We start from the raw sequence: 17,556 nt of genomic DNA, 5'->3' as shown, positions 1-17,556 counted from the left end.
CCGGCGGTTCGCCCTCAGGCGCGCAGGCGTTCCAGCCCGTCCAGGAGCAGGTCGAGGGTGAACTCGAACTCGGTCTGGCCGTCGCACCAACCGAGGGTGGGGTCGGTGACGTCGTGGATCTCGGTGGCCACCATGGCCGTCAGGTGCGGTAGCGCCTCGGCCATCGCGGCCAGGTCCGCCTCCGCGACGTCGTCCTCCATGCTCCCGCCGGCCGACGACGGGCTGAAGATCTCCTGCGCGAACCCGAGCGGCAGGCTGCCGAACGCGTGCATCGCCCGATGCGCGAGGCGGTGCGAGAATCCCGCATCGAGCAGGGTGCCCACGATCCCGTCGTAGTACGTGTACAGGCCGGCGGGGATGGTGCGGCGTGAGCCCAGCAGCCCGGGCACCCACGGGTGACGCAGCATGATCTGACGCGCCGCGAGGAACTGCCGGCGCAGCCGCGTTCGCCAGTCTTCATCCCCACCGTTCGTGGAGTTGCAACCTGGTCCAGCACGAATCACTCGCGCGCGTCGGGGTTGCCTTCGAACTGCTCATCGTCATCAGCCAGGCCCTCGCCGCCGCATGGTTCTATCGACTGTTCCGCACGGCGGACCGGCTTGCCGCCGGCGCCATCGCCGCCTTCGGCCTCATCAACGCGGTCGTGGTCCTCGTCAGCGCGGCACTGCTCGCCACGGCGGTCGACGTCGCGCTCGACCCGGTCGGCGACGCGGCGGCTACCGTCCAACTCCTTTACCTGACCAGCGGCAACCTGTGGGGCGTCGGAGGACTGTTCTTCGGGCTGTGGCTCATCCCCATGGGACGCTGCGTGCTCCGCTCGAACTGGATGCCGCGCCCGCTCGGCTGGATCCTCGTCGGTGGCGGCATCGGATACCTGCTCAGCGCATTCATCGGATACCTCGCCCCGGACGCACAGGGCATCGCTGACGCTCTGGTCGTTCCCGCGACGATCGGTGAGTTCTGGATGATCGGCTACCTGCTGACGCGCGGCGTCCGCCGCCACACACCAGACCAGGCACCATCCGACGGGCAACCGGAGGCCGCGCCAGTGACCGCCTAGCCGCGGATCCCGTCGGTGGCGGGGGGCGACAATGCCATCTTCTGCCAGTTGCGGAACACGAAGCGGTGCACCGACTTCAGCCCGACCCAGAGCGCCGGCTCCAGCGCGATGGGGCCGTACCGACGGGCCGTCACCGTCGTGGTCCGGGTGATCCTCGTGCCGCCGTTCACCGGCTCCAACTCGAACAGGTCGCCGAGGTGGTCGACGGCGCGGTGAAAATAGAGGTCCGTCGACTCCATGTGGAAGGCCAGTCGGGTCGGCGGCTCCCAGACGGTGATCCGCTGCCGCACCACACCCTGCTCCGAGACGCACTGCCGGGCGGCGCCGACCTCGCCGGGGCCGTCGGGCAACCGGCACGACGTGGGTCGGGGCGTACCCAGGAAGAACACCGGGCAACGCGGCTGCAATTCGAGGCGCGAGTCGCAGAGCGCCGGCCACAAGACGTCGGGCGGGTGGGGCATGGTCCATCCTGTCCGCACCATCATGCACACACCGTAGGCCGGGCATCGCCGACGGCACATCGACCAGCTGGTCGTCACGCGCTCCGGCACCGACCGGTCCCGCCCCGTGAGAGGGACGCACTCGCCGCGCCGCTACGACACCAGGACGTCCGTGTCCGTCCGGGTGCAGCCGCTGGCCGAGCTCTCACTGAGGACGATGACCGCGTCGAGCCGGTCTCTCGCCCGCAGGAGTTGGGTGATCTGCTGATCGATGCGGTCACGTTCGGCGCGGAGCATGGCCCGCGACTGCGGTGTGTTGACCTTCGCGTCGACACAGGGCAGCAGGTCCAGGATTGTCCTGCTGGACAGGCCGGCGGCGTACAGCATCTGGATCAGGTACACCCGGTCGACCGCGCTGTCGAGGTAGCGGCGTTGACCGCCGCTGCTTCGTGCGGCAGCCAGGAGGCCCTGCTCCTCGTAGTAGCGCAGCGCACGCACTGACACGCCGGTCTTCGTGGCGAGTTCACCGATCCGCATGGACCCTCCCCTGGCGGTGACGCCGGTCACAGCACCTTGTCTCTCACGTTCACGTCAGGTTTTAGCGTAGTCCGCGTACCCCTCGTCCTTGAATTTGCCAGGAGGCAATCATGCGGATCCCCGGTTCGGTCGCGCTGGTCACCGGCGCCAACCGTGGCATCGGCCGGCACTTCGCCCGACAGCTGCTGGAGCGCGGAGCGACCAAGGTGTACGCCACCGCCCGCAACCCGGAGCGGATCGACATCCCCGGCGTCGAGAAGCTCCGGTTGGACATCACCGACCCACGATCGGTCGAGGAGGCGGCGGCCGTCGCGTCAGACGTCACCCTCCTGATCAACAACGCCGGGATCTCCACCTGGACCAACCTGGTCACCGGCGACCTGGGCAGGATCCGGTCCGAGATGGACACCCACTTCTACGGCACCCTGAGCATGGTCCGGGCGATCGCACCGGCGCTCGGTGCGAACGGAGGCGGTGCGATCCTCAACGTCCTGTCGGCAATGTCGTGGTTCTCCTACGACGGGGCCAACGCCTACGGCGCGGCGAAGGCAGCCGAATGGAGCCTCACCAACGGAATCCGGATCGAACTGGCCGGCCAGGGCACCCTCGTCACCGGGCTGCACCTGGGCAGCGCCGACACCGACATGTCAGCCGGCTACGACGGCGACAAGGTCGACCCCGCCGACGTCGTACGCGCCGCGCTGGACGGTCTCGAGGCCGGCAGGATCGAAGTCCTCGCCGACGAGTGGAGCGGTCACGTCAAGGCGTCCCTCGCCGAGGACCCGAGCGCCTTCTACGCCGTAAGCGGGCGGTAAGGGTGTCAGGCCGGGTGGGCGGGCCAGCCGCCGGTCGTGCCCGTCCGCCCGGGGCGGCTTCGCTCTGCTGCGCCTGGGCCGCGCTGGCTGAGGCTCCAGCTCGAGTCGGCGGTGCGGTAACTCACTGACAGACGCGCCACTGAGCCGTTGCGCGTCGGGCACTGAGCACCCCGCGCTGTCTACCATTCGTGATCGTCGGGGCATCTAAGTGTGATGTCGTCTTGGAACGCTGTGGACATGCGCAGAAGACGATTCCCATGGATTCTGATTCCACTTCCCCTTCTCGGCCTTCTGACCTCCTGCACCCCACCTGACGAGCCGCTTGTCGCCCTCGCCGTCCAGGATGGTCAACCGGTCGGCGTCCTCTTCACGTGCGACGACAGTTTCGCGCAGTTCGGAGTGTTCGAGAACGACCACCAGAGTGAGGCGGGCGAGCGAACGCTGATCAAGTGGGGCGTCAGCGGCCGACCCGCGAGTGAGGTCGTGGAGGTCCCTCTGTTCGGTCCGCCGCCGGACGGCTGGAACGTCAATGACATCGTCGACATCCCTGCTGCTGAGGCAGGCATCGATGTGGACGTCGAGCCGCTCACCGAACTCAGGCCCGGGGTCACCTACAGCCTCAGCGGGTCAGGCAGCCACTACGCCATCTCGGTGGACTTCACCGTCGCGGACTTCCCGCGGATCGGCCCGGACGAGGTGCTGATGCCACGCGGACGGGACTCGACGAAGATCGCCTCGCGGGAGGCCTTTGTACGCAAGGCACGCGACAGCTGCTGACGAAACGCCGGACCCGGTGGTCGCGGACGGCACCGCCCCAGCTGGTGACCCACGATAGTGGAGTATTCGCGAAGCCGCCGATTACAGTTTTTCGAAGAATTGAGATTGATACGACATCCAGGCAGCTCCACAAAGCTGCTCGGCCCGATATTTAAGGGAGAATTAATCGATTCAGTGGGAAGCGAGCAGGGGGCCGACTCGTATTCTTCGTTCTCGGAAGAAAGGTGCATCCCCTTGATGAATGTACGACCCACCCCTGGACAACGTCGTTCCGTCACCGCCCTGCTGCTGCTGAGCCTGGCGCTCGCCGGTGGATGCAAGGAGGCTCCGGGCACTCCCGGTGCGTCCGGGCCGTCCAGCGACACCGGCATCGGCTCGTCCGGCCCGGAGGCACCGACATCCGCCGTCCCGGACGACCCGTCAGCCACCCCGAGCGCGCCGGGCGCCTCGGCGACGCCATCAGCCTCGGCCAAGCCGGCGACCCCGTCGACCAGCACCGCCCCGCCGACCGCATCCGGTGGCTGGATCACCATCGACCCTGCCGCGCAGGCCGCCGCGACAAAGGCATTCTTCGCGCGCAAGCCCAAGTCGGTGACCGGCAACCCGGTCAAGGTGCCCGAGTTCAATGTGGGCTGTAAGACCAGCCATCACAACAGCGACGACCCGATCGTGCTACCCAAGCTGGCCGGCGGCTCGCACAACCACACGTTCTGGGGCAACAGGTCGACCGACGCCAACTCGACCGCCGAATCGCTGCGGGCGTCGAAGGCCACCACGTGCAACTCGCCGGACGACCAGTCCGCCTACTGGGTGCCGACGATGTACCAGAACGGCACGGTCGTCGACCCGACGGAGGTGACCGTCTACTACGGATCCCGCCTCAAGGACCCGAGCAGGACCCAACCTTTCCCGTTCGGCCTGCGAATGATCACCGGTAACGCCAAGAACCAGGTCGACACTCCGGACAAGCAGGGCAACCACTTCTGGTGCGCCGGCATCGGCGGCGAGATCGGCCGCAGCGCCGACAAGACCTTCCCGGTCTGCGCCAAGACCGCGAACATCGTCCGGCAGGTCACCTTCCCGGACTGCTGGGACGGCAAGCACCTGGACAGCCCCGACCACAAGGCGCACATGGCCAACGGTGACCACACCGGGGCGTGCCCGAAGAGTCACCCGGTGCCGGTCCCCTCGGTGTCGTTCGTGATCTCGTACCCGCTGAGCGCGAACACGGATGGCATCACCCTCGCGTCCGGCACCTCGTTCTCCATGCACGCGGACTTCTTCAACGCCTGGAAGGACGAGGCGCTCGCCGCACGGGTGCGCAACTGCCTCGACCAGGGCGTGAAGTGCAACTCGGCCGGTAACTTCTAGTCGACCGGGCACGACAGCTCGACCGGGCGTGACGGCGGCGGCACGGTTCTTGTCCCATCCGGGCTGACCGTCCGCCGCCGTTCAGGCTGCGGCGGCGTCACATACCGGTCGGCTCCGGGGCGTCGCTGCGCGGGTGCGCCAGGACGAACCGCTCCGCCGCGGCGCCGCTGACCTCGGCGCAGAACTGCCGGTACCCAGCGGTGGCACCCCAGTGCGACAGGGCGAGTGGGCGGCCGACGGGGAACACCCCGTACCCCGGATCCCACGGCGCGACCACGAACCTGCCGCCGTACCTGTCGTCGCCGAGCGTCCGTGCCAGCGCCCGCAGCGCCTCGATCTGGTTGCGGGCGAGCGGCTCGACGTACCAGAGGATCGTGTACCCGTGTTCGAGGTTGTGGACCAACGTCTCGATCGGCGGGCGGTCACGGGTGGTGTAGAACCGGCGCACGGTCGGGGCCGGCACCACGAAGTGCGGCCCGGACGACGGCGGGACCAGGTCGTACTGCACCCGGGTGGCGTACGGCTCGGCGGTGCCCGGGCCGACGTGGACGCCCGCGCCACGGATCGGGTCGGTCAGCTCGGGATCGCAGCCGGCCCGGTCGGCCCCTACGCCGATCGCGGCGGCCGGCTGGCGGGTGGCCGGGTCGGCGTACGCGCGCAGGAACGGGACGGCCGCCACCACGAGCAGGACAGCGCCGAGCGCGGTGGCTGCCGCGGCGATCCTCGGCCCGTACCCGGCGCGCGCCTCAGCCACGGCCTGCTCCTCCGCCCCGCAGATGAGCGGCGGCCCACTCCAGCACCACCTCGATCGCCGGCATCCCCCGGCCGGCGAGAGTGCCGGTGCTCAGGGCGAGCACGGGTACGGGCGGCACCACGCCGTACCCATCGGCGCGCAGCTGCGCCACGTTGCGCTGCACCGCCGGGCGCTGCCACATCGCCGCGTTCATCGACGGCACCAGCACGACCGGGGCGGCAGCGGCCAGCACGCAGGTACCGACCAGGTTGTCGGCGATCCCCAGGGCCGCCTTGGCCAACGTGTTGGCGGTGGCGGGCATGACGAGCACCAGATCCGCCCACGCCGTCAGGGTCAGGTGAGGGATCTCCGTCGTCGCCTCCTCGTCGGTCAGCGCCGGTTGTCCGGTCAGCAGGGTGAACGAGCGGGCCGGCACGAAGCGGGCTGCGGCGGGGGTGAGCACGACCCGGACGTCGAGCCTCAACGCGTGTCGCATCACCATGATCGACTGAGGAAGGGTCAGGACGTCCGCGGAGCCGCACGCCGCGACGAGGACACGCCGCGCCGGGAACGGTCCGGGATCGGTGTCGGCTCGGTCCGGCGTCGCGCCGGCGGTCACGGTACGGGTATCCACGCGTCGCCTCCTGAATGGTCGGGTTCGTCGTCGGTCAACTGGCACCGGACCAGGTCGGCGTAGACGCCCCCGGCACGCAGCAGGTCGTCGTGCCGGCCGCGCTCCACGATGCGGCCACCGGCGACGACGAGGATCTGGTCGGCGTTACGGACGGTGCTCAGGCGGTGGGCCACCACGATCCGGGTGCAGCGCATCGCCGAGATGGCCTGGTCGACGCGCCGCTCGGTGGCCACGTCGAGGTGGCTGGTCGCCTCGTCGAGCAGGAGCACGGCGGGCTGCCCCGCCACGGCCCGCGCGATGGACAGCCGCTGTCGCTGCCCGCCGGAGAGAGCCTGGCCCCGCTCGGCGACCTGGGTGTCGTACCCCATCGGCATCGCCGCGATGTCCTGGTCGATCGCCGCGACCTCGGCTGCCGCCCGGATCGCCGGCATGCCGACGCCCGGATGCACGAGGCTGATGTTGCGCCGGATGGAGTCGCGGAACAGGTAGCTCTCCTGCAGCACCACACCGAACTGGCGGCGCAACGCGGTCGGGTCGATGCGCGACAGCGGCACCCCGTCGAACAGGATCTCCCCACCGGTGGGCCGGTAGAGGCCGGTCAGCAACATGGCCAGGGTGCTCTTGCCGCTGCCCGACGGGCCCACCACGGCGACCTTCTCCCCCGGGGCGACGTCGAAGGAGACATCCCGCAGCACCGGTGCCGCGCCACCGTCGTAGCGGAAGCTCAGGTCGCGGACACTGATCCGGCCGGTGAGCCTGGGCGCGGGCAGGTCGGGGTCCCCGGCCGGTTCCGGCTGGGCGGCGAAGACGTCGCGCAGGCGTTGCAGGTGCGACACGACCGACTGGAGGACCTGGGCGCTGGCCACCAGGGAGGCCAGCGGGATGAGCGCGGACAGCGCCAGCGCCTGCAGGCCCAGGGTCGCACCGAGGCCGGCGCCGTCGAAGAGTCGACCGGTGCCGAGCCACAGCAGCGCCAGCGGCCCGGCGAGTTGGACGCTCGCGGTGATGTTGGCGACCGTTGCGGAGAGCCGGTTCTGGGCGACGTCGGCCTCCAACGCCGTGGTGTAGCGGCGCAGCCAACCGTCGTACACCTGCCGCTCGGCACCCATCGACTTGACGGTCGCGATGCCCGACAGGGCCTCCATGAGCGCGCTCTCCGCGTCGGCCTGCACGGTGAGGTGACGCTGGTTCAGCCGCAGCAGCCGGCCGTTGACCACCGCGACGGCCACCACCTGGGTGATGCCGATCGCGGCGGCGAGCCCGGCGAAGGCGAGGTCCTTGGCGAACAGCACACCGAAGTACGCGATCACCAGCACGCCGTCGATCACCGCGGTCAGCACCTGGGTCGTGACCAGTTCGCGAAGCAGGATGCTGCTGGACAGCCGCTGCATCAGGTCACCGCTGGCCCGTTGCTGGAAGAACGCGTACGGCAGTCGCAGCAGGTGCCCGAACAGCCGGGTCATCAGCGCGGCGTCCACCTTGGCCTGGAGCGTGACCAGGAGCCGGGACCGCAGGTACGCCACACCGAACTGGGTGAGCACCAGCGCCGCGATGCCCAGCGCCAGGTACGGCATGAGGGCGGTCTCCCGGGCCGGCATGATCTGGTCGAAGGCGACCGTGGTGGCCAGGGGCAGTGCCAGTCCCAGCGTCTGGAGCACCAGGGAGACGCTGAACGCGGTGCCCAGTCGGGGCAGGAAGGGCCGTAGCAGCGGGCGGGCACGCCGCCACCTGGCCACCAGGCCGGGCCGGTCTTCGAGCGGTTCGGGTACGGACCGCTGGTCGGCGGTGAAGGTCAGCACCGTTCCGCTGAAGCCGGCGGCGAACTCGGCCGCGGTGAGCAGCCGACGCCCGAGCGCCGGGTCGACGAGCCGCACCCCTCGCGGGCCGACGTGTTCCACCACGACGAAGTGGGCGTCCTCCCAGTGCGCGATGGCTGGCAGGGGCAGTGCCCCGACCTGATTGGCGTCGGCTCGGAACGCCCGACCGTGCAACCCGAACCGTGGGGCCGCGGCCAGCAGCGCCCGCGCGGTGACCCCGTCGCGGCCGACGTCCAGCCCTTCCCGCACCCGGGCCAGCGAGGCGCGTACGCCGTGCCAGCGGGAGACCATGGCCAGGCAGGCGGCACCGCAGTCGGCGTCCGTCATCTGCATCACCAGCGGCACCCGTCGCCGGCCCGGCCAGGTGGTCAGGCTGCCCACAGCCGCCCCCGGACGTCGGCTGTGCTGGTGAGTACGTCCGTCGGCGGTGCCAGCAGGAGCACCGACGGCACCCGATCGGGTGCGGCCAGCCGCAGCAGGCCAAGGCCGATCCCGGACAGGCCGGTCATCAGCTCCGGTGAGGCGAGTGCCGTCGGGTTCGCGCAGCGCCAGCCGTCGGCGAGGCCGTCGCGCAGCACCGCTGCGGCGGGTGCCACCGCCTGCTGCGGGACGGCGACCAGCAGCAGGTCGAGGTTGCCGAGGTCCCCATGGCACAACGAGTGGTTGCGACCGAAGCCGGTGGCCAGGGTGGTATCGACCGCAGTGGTGATCTCCGCGTCCAGGACCTCGTCGGCGCCGAGGGCGTCGCGGACGAGCAGGCGCGACAGGCCGATCCCCGGGGCGCCGTGGCACCAGGTCACCGTGCTCTGCCCGGGGCGGCGCAGGTCGGCCCAGTTCGCCTGTTCCGGCCGGAACAGGCTGCGGTCGTAGGCCAGGGCGCGGGCAGCGGCATCGGCGTACCCGGGCTCGCCGGTCGCCTTCCCGGCCTGGGCCAGCGCCGCGGCGATCCCGGCCGAGCCGTGGGACAGCCCGCCCAGAGGGATGCCGGTCGCCGCTCCGGACGGGTGCGTGTAGCGGTCGGCGGCGACACGCAGCCGTCGGGCGACGGCACGCACGGCCGGCTCGACCCGCTCGGGGTCCAGGCCGGCGCGGGAAACGGCAAGGACGGCGCCGGCGTACCCGTCGACCAGATCAGCGGCCTGGTCGGTGCCGGCCAGCGCGACGATCCGCGCAAGGGCAGTGTCGACGACCGGCGCGAACCGGCGGGTCCGCCACAACGCCCCGAGGTGACCGAAGGTGTAGAGCAGCCCCGCCCATCCGGTGAACGCGCCGATCCGGTCACCGGGGATGCGGTGCTCGAGGACGCGGGCGGCGAGCCCGGCGGCCGCGCGCTCGGCGAGGTCGGTGAATCGTTGCTCGTCGACGAGCCGACCGGCGTGGGCCAGGAACAGGGCCACCCCCGCGACCCCGTCGTAGAGGTGCGGACCGAGTGGTGCCGGAACCCAGCGGCCCGGGTCGGCGACTCCGGGCGTAATGCCGAACCAGGTCGGCTCGGCAGCCGGGCAGGCGAGCGCGGCCACCGCGTCCGCCACCTCGGCCGCGGCGGTCAGGTAAGCCGCCTGCGGGGGCATTGGTGCCGGCGGCACGTCGGCCAGCCGCCAGCGCACTCGCGCGTGGGGCGCGTCGGTGGCGTCCACCCGGGCGGCGAAGGCGGCCTCGATCAACCACCGCTGCCGGGCCAGATCGGCCACGCCGAGCCGGACGAGCCGACGACGCGCCTCGGCGAGGCCGGAGCGGGCCAGGAGTCCCGGCAGTCGCCGCCCCCGGCACGTCCAGAGGTCGCGGGAGTCCACCGTGGTGGTGAAGATCGGCACGTCCCGGCCGGCCAGATCGGCCCGTTCCGCCTCGACGGTGGCCGCCAGCAACGGCAGTTCGGCGACGCCCGACCAGAGCCAGTCGTGCAGCCGTTCGGTGTCGAGGCCGTCCTGCAGCGCGTCGGTGTGCAGGGCGGCGTCCCGCAACCGCAGGTAGGTACGGGTGGGACGGAGCACGACGCGGATCTCGTCGGCGGCGAACGCGGAGAGTGGCCCGTCCGTGGCCAGCAGCTCGTCACGCGTGCCGGCGAGGAGGCGGTACATCGCCTCGAAACCGTCCAGCACCTGCGGCAGGTGCGCTCCGATGTCGGTCACCAGCGGTGGGACGGCCGGGTCGTGTGCCCCGCCCTCGTCGTGGTGGTGGCCGGGCGCGCACAGCCGCATCTCGTCGGTGCCCTCGGCCTCCCAGGCCGAGCAGTTACAGCCGTCGCCGGCCGGTCCCGCCGCCTCGTCGGCGCGGGGCAACAGGCCGACCGCGAGCACAGAGTCGGCGATGGCGTCGCCGCCACGGGCGCTCGCGGCACGGACGACCGACGGGGTGAACACCGTCTCCAGGTCGACCAGGACCGGATGCTCACCATGGACGATCACGTTCTCCTGGTGGCAGTCGGTGGCGCCGACGGCCTGCAACAGTGCCAGCAACGCACCGAACCGGCGGGCGTGGCGGCGGTGCCCGGCCGACGTGGAGGGGGCGTACGTGTCGACGAACTCGGCCCAGCCGTGTTCACCGCGGGGCATCACGGTGAAGGTGTGCAGATCGGCGCCGCGCTCGTTGAGCCAGGCCAGCAGGTGCTGGAACCGTGCCTCCACGGCGACCGCCCGGGGCTTGTAGACCAGTCGCAGCCCGCTGTCGAACGTCGCCACCAGCACCCGACGACCGTCGCGGTGCGCGTCACCGGTCTCCTGGATCTCAACCAGGCGGCCGACCGGAACGCCAGCCTGGAAGGTCGCGCCGAGCGTCGGCGCGTCGGCGTGCAGACGCTCCAGGAACTCGATCGTGCGATCGGCCCAGTTGCGGGTCAGCTCGTACGCCTGCCTCGCCAGGACCGGATAGTCGGCCAACAGGGTCAGGGCGACCTCGGGTGAGCGGTACCGGCCGAAGAAGGCCGTGAAGCGCTGCTGTGGCGTCTCCCCCGGCGAGGTCCCCCGCAGCCGGTCGATGTTGAGTTCCAGCACGACCGCTCGACTGAGGACGACCACCAGCTCGTCGAGCAGGCCGGTCAACCCCATCCGGTCCGCGCCGGCGGGCACCAGCCCGGTGTCGTCGGTGAGCTCAGCGGCCCGTCGTGCCACCCGGGCACGGGCCTCGGCGACCAGCGGCGCCACCAGGGTGAGGCAGGCGTCCAGCGGGCGGCCGGGCAGCAGTTCGGGTTCGATCTCGCCGCTTGTCGGCTGGCGGTAGCAGTCCAGCATCCGGCGGATCCACTCCGGGGTACGACCGAGGCGGGCGGCGAGCCGCTCGGGCGTCTCGTCCAGCAGCGCGAGGAGCACCTGCTCGTCGATGCCCTCCGCCGCCAGCCGCCGACGCCAGTCCTCGGCGTCGGCGAACGCGCCGCCGGTGCGCCACCGGGACAGCCGCCACCGCGCCCGCTCACCGGGCTGCGGGACCGTCGACACGGGTACGGCCAGCCGTTCGGTGATGGTCAACGCGGCCAGGAGGCGTTCCTCCGCGCGGAGGGTCGGGTCGTCAGCGGCACGGTACGGGTGTACGGACATTTTCAGGGCTCCCCTGGCGTGTGGTTCGGGTGGGACGGCGGGGTCCGGGCCAGGCCCGGACCCCGCGCGGACCCGAGAGTCGATCGAGATCAGCAGACGCAGTGGCAGCAGGCCGTGGTGTGGCCCGTGGTCGCGGCGGCGCCGCCGGCCACCGTTTCCAGCTGGTCACGGTCCAGCTCGACCAGACCGGCCGGGTGGGTCTCGCCCGTCTCGGGCGAGGCGGCGCGGTGGTACTCGTCCTTCCAGCTGCTGACGATGTCGGTGATGGACATTCGGTGCTCCTTTCACGAGGACCGCCGGCCTGTCCGGCGATCGCTGGCAGGAACAGCGTCCGTGCCAGGGGGTTGTCGGCACATGAGTAGCCGGTACCTCATCCCGGGCCGGTGCTGTCGCGGCGATGACAACCGAACCGCCGGGTCGGGGCGTCAGGTGTGCAGGCATGTCTGGAAGGCGACGGCACCGCCGGTCTGGGTGTGTGAGGGTGGGCTCCGCGCCACCCAGACCGCTGTGCACACGATCCGGCTGGCAAAGCGGATCGAGGACGGAGATGGCGACTGGGCTCAGGGGAGCCCGGCCGGGCTGAAGGAGTTCCGTGTCTGGACCAGGTGGTTTCGTCGGCGGCGACGCCGAGTGGCCGTTCGTCGGCCGGACGCGCGAGCGGGACCGGGCGGTCGAGGCGCTCACCGCAGCGGCGGGTTGGGGGGTTCTGCTGACCGGCGACCCGGGCGTGGGAAAGAGCCGACTGTTGGAGGAGGTGCTGGATCACGCTCTGCGGCGGCAGTACGTCGTGCTGCGGATAACGGCCACCCCCGGTTGGCGTGGCGTGCCGTTCGGTGTCCTCGCCAGCCGACTACCCCAGCCGTCGGACGCGAGTGTGGCCGACGTTTTCCGGGACGTGGAACGCCGGCTGCGTGAGGTCTCGGCGGGCCGGAGTGTGGTGGTCGGCGTGGACGACCTCAACTGGCTGGACGACGCGTCCGGCGCGTTGCTCGAACGACTCGTCGCGGGTGGCACCGTGCGGGTGGCGGCGAGCGTCCGCGGCGACGCCCTGGACGCCGCGCCGGTGGCGGCGCTACGACGCTCGTGCGACCTCGACCGGGTCCAGGTGCCGCCGTTGACTCCGGAGGAGGCCGCCGTTCTGGTCCGCGAAGGGCTCGGCGGTCCGGTCGACGGTCTGACTGTCGGTGCGCTGTGGCGGATCAGTCAGGGCAACCCGCTCTTCCTGCGCGAGGCGCTGCGGTGCGGGCTGCGCGACGGGGGCCTGGTCCAGCGCGACGGGATGTGGACCTGGCCCGCCGACTCGCTGTGTTCCACCCATCTCGCCGACCTCATCGACCAGACACTCGGCACGCTCAGTCCGCAGGAGGCCGAGGCGCTGCAGTACGTCGCGCACGCCGAGCCGGCGCCGCTGACGCTGATCGAGCGGACGGTGGACCCGGTCATCGCGGAACGGCTGGAGGAACGGGGCCTGATCCGCCTGGTTCGCCATGACGCGTCCGTGCTGGTGCAGACCGGTCACCCGCTGTACGCCGAGGTGGTCCGCAGCCGGACCGGCGCGCTGCGGGCCCGCCGCCTGCGCCGGACCCTGGCCGAGGCGCTGGCTGCCGTCAACGGCGGCGGCGTCGACGACCGGGCGCGGATCGCGGCCTGGCGTTGTGAGGCGGATCTGCCGGTCGACGCGGACGACCTGCTGGCGGCATCGGAGTACGCCCTGCGCCGGCACGACGCGGTACTGGCCGAACGGCTGGGCCGGCGCGTCGACTCGGCGCGTGGCCACTGGCAGGTGGGTCGGGCGCTGGTCGCTCAGGGCCGCGGCGGCGAGGCCGACGGATATCTGGCCCGGGCGGCGGCCGACCTCGCCGACGCGCGCGACCGCGCGGAGGCGACGGCGTTGCGGGCACTCAACATGTACTGGGGAGACCGACGGCCCGACCGGGCCCGCGCCGTGCTCGAGGCGGGCCGTCGCGAGCTGCCTACCGACGCGCTCGCCGGGCTGCTCGCCGCGGAGGTCGGAGTCGCGGCGTTCGGCGGCGACGCGGATGGCGCACGAGCGTCCATGGCGCGGTTGGCAACCGACCGGCCCCGAGACCCTCTGCTGGCGACGGCCGTCGCGGCGCTGCTGCCGTACCTGCTGCTGTTCGACGGGCAGCCGGATCGGGCGGCACGGATGTTCGACACCGGTGAGGTGGACATCCCGGAGAGCTGGCCGACGATGCGGGCCGCCACGCAGGCCTGTCACGTGCAGTCCCTGCTCCTGTCCGGACGACTGCGCGAGGCCGAGCGGTTGGCTCAGCGCTACTACGGGGACGCGGTGGCGCGGGGCGCCGCCGACGCGGTCGGTCTGCTCGCCTTCGCTCTGGGCAAGTGCGCCTACCACGCCGGGCAGATGCGCCGGTCGATGCGGTGGCTGCACGAGGCACGTACCCTCGCCGCCGACCGCACCCTTTTCCCGATCCGGGACTACGTGCTGTCCGCCAACGCGTACGTCGCGGCGCAGTTGGGTGAGCTGGCCGAGAGCAGACGGCTGCTGCGGCAGCTCGTCGACGGTGACGGCGCGCACGGCAGCGGCCTGGTGGGCATCGACGCGGAGCTGACCGCTGCCTGGCTGACCGCCGCCGAGGGACGTCCCGCCATGGCCGCCGCCACACTACGCGAGCTGCATGGACGGGCCGTGCAGGCGACGACGGTCACGGTCGAGTGTCTGCACCTGCTCTCCCGGTTGGAGCCCAGCGCCGAGACCGCCGAGCGGCTGGCACAGGCCACCGCCGACTGTGACAGTGCGCTGTTCGGGCTGTGGTCCGACTACGCCCAGGCGCTCGCCGCCGACGACCCGGGCGCGCTGGACCGCGTCGCCACTGCGCTGGAGACCAGCGGGTACCTGACGCTCGGGTTGGAGGCGGTGGTCGCGGCCGAGGCGGCGTACGCCCGGCGCGGCGACCAGCGCCGGGCGAACCTGCTCGCCCGCCGGGCCGATGTGCTGCGGGACCGCTGCGGTGGATACTGGCCGCCATTGATTCCTCGGCCGTCCGACCGTGAAGGGCTCACTCCCCGGGAGCGGCAGATCTGCGAGCTGGCGTCGACCGGGCACGACAACGCCGCGATCGCGGCCCAGTTGGTGTTGTCGGTACGGACGGTGGAAAACCACCTCCAGAGGGCGTACGTCAAGCTCGGTGTACGGGGCCGCAACGGGCTTCCGTCGGCGATCGGGGCACAGCGGGCGGGCTGAGACCCGACCGCCCGGTGCGAACAGGGCGCCGGGCCGGACGCCTGATGACGTCCGGCCCGGCGTGACCCCCCGGCGCTAGAGCCGGGCGTCGCCGGCCACGGTGGCCTCCTGCACCGCCGACGTACGGCGGACCTCCGCACGCTGATCGCCGGCGTCCTCCCGGTCCGGGCCGGCCACCCGCGCCGCCCGGTTGGTGGTCGCAGCCGCCTGGTCACCGACCACGCCGCCGCGGATCCGGTTGTTCGCGGCCACCTGGGCTGCCGGATCGTTGGACGTCACCGTCAACTGGCCGTTGATGATGTTGTCATCGACGGTGACGCCACCTGTGGTGCTGGTGATGCTGACGTCCCCGCCCCAGTAGCCGCCGGAGGCGCAGCTGTCGAGGCCGCCGTTCGGGCCGAGCTGCACGCCGCCCAGGTTGCCGGCGAAGGTGGCCCGGCCCCGGACCGCACTGCCGCACACCACACTGCCGGTGGCGCTGTTCAGCACCGACAGGGTGCCGTCGACGAACGAGTCGTGCACGTCGGTGTAGTAGGTGCCGGTGCTGCTGAGGTTGCGCTCCACCTGGGTGCCGCGGTCGAGCCGGACCTCGCCGGCGCTTGCGGTGACATTTCCGGCGATCGTCGACTGCTCAGCGAACAGGAAGCTGTCGATGGTCGCTGCGCCCTTCGGCCGCACGGTGACGGTGCCGGTCCGGGCGTCCGAGAGGAAGACGCCGTACCCGCCGGCGGCCAGCACCACCTGACCGCCGATCGTCGTGTCGGAGGCGTCCAGGTAGCCGTCCGCGGCGACGCGTACCTCGCCGCTGACGTTGCCGCCGGTGACCACCAGGTTGCCGCCAGCGGCAACGCTGACGTTGCCGGTGATCGTGGTGCCGGTCAGCGCGCAGGACTCGCCGGCCGGCACGAACAGGTCGTTGGGCACCGTCACCGCACCGCCGGTGCCGATGCAGTAGGTGACCAGGTCGGCGTGTGCGCTGGGCGCCACCGCCAGCACCGAGGCGGCGACGACGGCGGTTACGGTGGCCAGCTTGGCGACGGTACGTCTGGGCATCGTTGTACTCCCTGTCGATGAGGTTCGAGGACTCATGCGCCGACGTCCGATCGGGCCGCGGCCCGGACGATGGCGCCCTGCTGCCGCTTGTTGAGCGTGCCGCCGGTCACGAGCGTGGCGGTGACCGCTTCGACGTGCCGGACGAATTCGGCGTGGCCGGGGTAGTCGGCGTGTTCGTCGATCAGATCGTTGATGGTGCAGCCGTCGCCGGTGTCGACGTTGGCCACCCCGGTGTCGTCGCCGTCGATGATCACCATTGCCCGGGTGTCCGAGTCGGGGCAGCCGTCGGTCCCGTCGGCCACCACGGTGAAGGTCGTCGACTGCTCGGTGGAGGAGTTCCCCGCGGTGTCGGTCGCCCGGTACCGCAGGGTGTGGGCGCCGGGGGCACGAACGGCGACCGGGTTGGCGTACGTGGTCCAGGCACCGGTGTCGAGCGCGTACTCGATCGTCTTCACACCCGATTCGCCGTCGGTCGCGGTGACGGTGACGGTCGCGCCACCGATGTACCCGCCGTCGTCGTTCCGCTCACCGGTGACCGTGGCGGACACCACGGGCGCCGTGGTGTCCTCGGCCGGCGGGGCGACGACGGTGAAGTGGGCCATCTGCTCGGCCGACGTGTTGCCGGCGACGTCCGTCGCCCGGTAGTGCAGCATGTGCATCCCGACCACGTTCACGACGATCGGGTTCGCGTACGGGGCGAAGGCCGCCCCGTCCAGCGAGTACTCGATGGTGGCGACACCGGATCCGGCGTCGGTGGCGGCCAGCGTGGCGGTGGCCGTACCGATGTAGTTGCCGTCGCCGTCGCGGTCGCCGGCCAGTGCGGCCGTCACCACCGGCGCGGTGGTGTCGTCCTCGGTCGGTTCGACGATCCGGAACGACACCGAGCCGACCGCACTGGTGTTGCCGGCCTGGTCGGTGGCACGGAACTGCACCGAGTGGTCGCCGATCGCGGTGAGGCGCACCGGTTGTGTGTAGGGCTGGAAGCTGGTGTCGTCGACCTGGTACTCGATGGTCTCCACACCGGAGTCGGCGTCGGTGGCCGTCACGGTCACCGCGGCCGCGGCCACGTAGTTGCCGTCCCCGTCGCGGTCGCCCGACACGGTGGCGGCGACCGTCGGCGGGGTGGTGTCGCCGCCGCCACCGCCGTCGATGACCACCAGTTCACCGACCATCTGGCTGTGGCCCGGGATCGAGCAGAAGTAGCGGTACCGACCCGGGGTCAGCGTCACGGTCGCCTGGTGCCGTCCGTCGTTGGCGTCGAACGGGCTGGCCAGGATGTTCAGCGTGACGTCGTGGTTGTAACCGTCGGTGGTGGTGTCGAAGGTCAGCGTGTGCGGCATTCCGGTGGTGTTGCCGGTGGCCGCGCTGTTCTCCCAGATGATCGTGGTCTCGCCGGCCACCGCCTGGGTGGGCGTCGACTTGTAGCGGGTGATGTCGTCGTCGGCGGTCCAGGTCAACACCTGTGCTGCGACGCGTGGGGCGGCGGAGGCGGGCGTTGGGGCCAATGGGATCACCGTGAGCAGGAGCGCCGTCAGCGCGGCCTTCAGTCGTCGGGTCATCGTC

General features: G+C 71.5%; 15 protein-coding genes. 5 read left to right on the top strand and 10 right to left on the bottom strand.

Features of this window, described 5'->3' with window-relative positions; translation table 11 throughout:
• Nucleotides 1-14: 14 nt before the first annotated feature.
• The gene (locus ABZT18_RS21295; RefSeq protein WP_354997137.1) at nt 15-503 is read right to left on the bottom strand and encodes a TetR/AcrR family transcriptional regulator C-terminal domain-containing protein; all 489 of its coding nucleotides are present in this window, start codon (nt 501-503) and stop codon (nt 15-17) included.
• Here ABZT18_RS21295 and ABZT18_RS21290 point away from each other — a divergent pair.
• Nucleotides 485-1,060, top strand: coding sequence for a DUF4386 domain-containing protein (locus ABZT18_RS21290; protein ID WP_354997171.1), 576 nt, complete (start codon nt 485-487; stop codon nt 1,058-1,060). The two genes, ABZT18_RS21295 and ABZT18_RS21290, sit on opposite strands and share 19 nt — an antisense overlap.
• Here ABZT18_RS21290 and ABZT18_RS21285 read toward each other — a convergent pair.
• Nucleotides 1,057-1,521, bottom strand: a complete 465-nt coding sequence (locus ABZT18_RS21285; RefSeq protein WP_354997136.1) for an SRPBCC family protein — start codon at nt 1,519-1,521, stop codon at nt 1,057-1,059. The two genes, ABZT18_RS21290 and ABZT18_RS21285, sit on opposite strands and share 4 nt — an antisense overlap.
• A 132-nt stretch (nt 1,522-1,653) precedes the next feature.
• Nucleotides 1,654-2,037, bottom strand: a complete 384-nt coding sequence (locus ABZT18_RS21280; protein WP_354997135.1) for a MerR family transcriptional regulator — start codon at nt 2,035-2,037, stop codon at nt 1,654-1,656.
• Nucleotides 2,038-2,147: 110 nt separating this feature from the next.
• Between ABZT18_RS21280 and ABZT18_RS21275 the strand changes: the two genes are divergently transcribed.
• From ABZT18_RS21275 to ABZT18_RS21265, 3 genes are all read left to right on the top strand, one after another.
• The gene (locus tag ABZT18_RS21275) at nt 2,148-2,852 is read left to right on the top strand and encodes an SDR family oxidoreductase (protein ID WP_354997134.1); all 705 of its coding nucleotides are present in this window, start codon (nt 2,148-2,150) and stop codon (nt 2,850-2,852) included.
• Nucleotides 2,853-3,089: 237 nt separating this feature from the next.
• Nucleotides 3,090-3,629 carry a hypothetical protein gene (locus tag ABZT18_RS21270; protein ID WP_354997133.1) on the top strand — a complete coding sequence of 180 codons (540 nt, stop codon included), beginning with the start codon at nt 3,090-3,092 and terminating at the stop codon, nt 3,627-3,629.
• Between the two features lie 237 nt (nt 3,630-3,866).
• The gene (locus ABZT18_RS21265) at nt 3,867-5,000 is read left to right on the top strand and encodes a DUF1996 domain-containing protein (RefSeq protein WP_354997132.1); all 1,134 of its coding nucleotides are present in this window, start codon (nt 3,867-3,869) and stop codon (nt 4,998-5,000) included.
• 97 nt (nt 5,001-5,097) lie between these two features.
• On the opposite strand, the gene ABZT18_RS21260 is transcribed toward ABZT18_RS21265, so the two are convergent.
• From ABZT18_RS21260 to ABZT18_RS21240, 5 genes are all read right to left on the bottom strand, one after another.
• Complete coding sequence (locus ABZT18_RS21260) at nt 5,098-5,754, bottom strand: DUF3105 domain-containing protein (protein WP_354997131.1); 657 nt, start codon at nt 5,752-5,754, stop codon at nt 5,098-5,100.
• Nucleotides 5,747-6,367: a flavoprotein gene (locus ABZT18_RS21255; RefSeq protein WP_354997130.1), complete on the bottom strand. Its 621-nt coding sequence runs from the start codon at nt 6,365-6,367 to the stop codon at nt 5,747-5,749. The genes ABZT18_RS21260 and ABZT18_RS21255 overlap by 8 nt, the downstream gene beginning before the upstream one ends.
• Nucleotides 6,349-8,565, bottom strand: coding sequence for a peptidase domain-containing ABC transporter (locus ABZT18_RS21250; RefSeq protein WP_354997129.1), 2,217 nt, complete (start codon nt 8,563-8,565; stop codon nt 6,349-6,351). The genes ABZT18_RS21255 and ABZT18_RS21250 overlap by 19 nt, the downstream gene beginning before the upstream one ends.
• A complete protein-coding gene (locus tag ABZT18_RS21245) occupies nt 8,553-11,714 on the bottom strand; it encodes a type 2 lanthipeptide synthetase LanM family protein (RefSeq protein WP_355252266.1) in 3,162 nt (1,053 codons plus the stop codon). Before ABZT18_RS21245 ends, ABZT18_RS21250 begins: the two co-directional genes overlap by 13 nt.
• Nucleotides 11,715-11,803: 89 nt before the next feature.
• Complete coding sequence (locus tag ABZT18_RS21240) at nt 11,804-11,986, bottom strand: mersacidin/lichenicidin family type 2 lantibiotic (RefSeq protein WP_354997127.1); 183 nt, start codon at nt 11,984-11,986, stop codon at nt 11,804-11,806.
• A 320-nt stretch (nt 11,987-12,306) separates the two neighbouring features.
• Here ABZT18_RS21240 and ABZT18_RS21235 point away from each other — a divergent pair, with 320 nt between their 5' ends.
• The gene (locus ABZT18_RS21235; protein ID WP_355252263.1) at nt 12,307-14,940 is read left to right on the top strand and encodes an AAA family ATPase; all 2,634 of its coding nucleotides are present in this window, start codon (nt 12,307-12,309) and stop codon (nt 14,938-14,940) included.
• Between the two features lie 75 nt (nt 14,941-15,015).
• On the opposite strand, the gene ABZT18_RS21230 is transcribed toward ABZT18_RS21235, so the two are convergent.
• Complete coding sequence (locus ABZT18_RS21230; RefSeq protein ID WP_354997125.1) at nt 15,016-15,993, bottom strand: hypothetical protein; 978 nt, start codon at nt 15,991-15,993, stop codon at nt 15,016-15,018.
• Nucleotides 15,994-16,025: 32 nt separating this feature from the next.
• Complete coding sequence (locus ABZT18_RS21225; RefSeq protein WP_355252261.1) at nt 16,026-17,552, bottom strand: plastocyanin/azurin family copper-binding protein; 1,527 nt, start codon at nt 17,550-17,552, stop codon at nt 16,026-16,028.
• Nucleotides 17,553-17,556 lie beyond the last annotated feature (4 nt).

The sequence above is a fragment of the Micromonospora sp. NPDC005291 genome, assembly GCF_040607415.1.
Classification (GTDB): domain Bacteria; phylum Actinomycetota; class Actinomycetes; order Mycobacteriales; family Micromonosporaceae; genus Micromonospora.
Note: the sequence above shows the minus strand (reverse complement) of the source record. Positions and strands in the feature narration are given on the sequence as shown.

Bases quoted from the DNA above. Each gene is read 5' to 3' on its own strand.
- ABZT18_RS21240 (WP_354997127.1), bottom strand. From the start codon at position 11,986: ATGTCCATCACCGACATCGTCAGCAGCTGGAAGGACGAGTACCACCGC.
- ABZT18_RS21280 (WP_354997135.1), bottom strand. From the start codon at position 2,037: ATGCGGATCGGTGAACTCGCCACGAAGACCGGCGTGTCAGTGCGTGCG.
- ABZT18_RS21245 (WP_355252266.1), bottom strand. From the start codon at position 11,714: ATGTCCGTACACCCGTACCGTGCCGCTGACGACCCGACCCTCCGCGCG.
- ABZT18_RS21275 (WP_354997134.1), top strand. From the start codon at position 2,148: ATGCGGATCCCCGGTTCGGTCGCGCTGGTCACCGGCGCCAACCGTGGC.
- ABZT18_RS21230 (WP_354997125.1), bottom strand. From the start codon at position 15,993: ATGCCCAGACGTACCGTCGCCAAGCTGGCCACCGTAACCGCCGTCGTC.
- ABZT18_RS21265 (WP_354997132.1), top strand. From the start codon at position 3,867: ATGAATGTACGACCCACCCCTGGACAACGTCGTTCCGTCACCGCCCTG.
- ABZT18_RS21225 (WP_355252261.1), bottom strand. From the start codon at position 17,552: ATGACCCGACGACTGAAGGCCGCGCTGACGGCGCTCCTGCTCACGGTG.
- ABZT18_RS21285 (WP_354997136.1), bottom strand. From the start codon at position 1,521: ATGCCCCACCCGCCCGACGTCTTGTGGCCGGCGCTCTGCGACTCGCGC.
- ABZT18_RS21270 (WP_354997133.1), top strand. From the start codon at position 3,090: ATGCGCAGAAGACGATTCCCATGGATTCTGATTCCACTTCCCCTTCTC.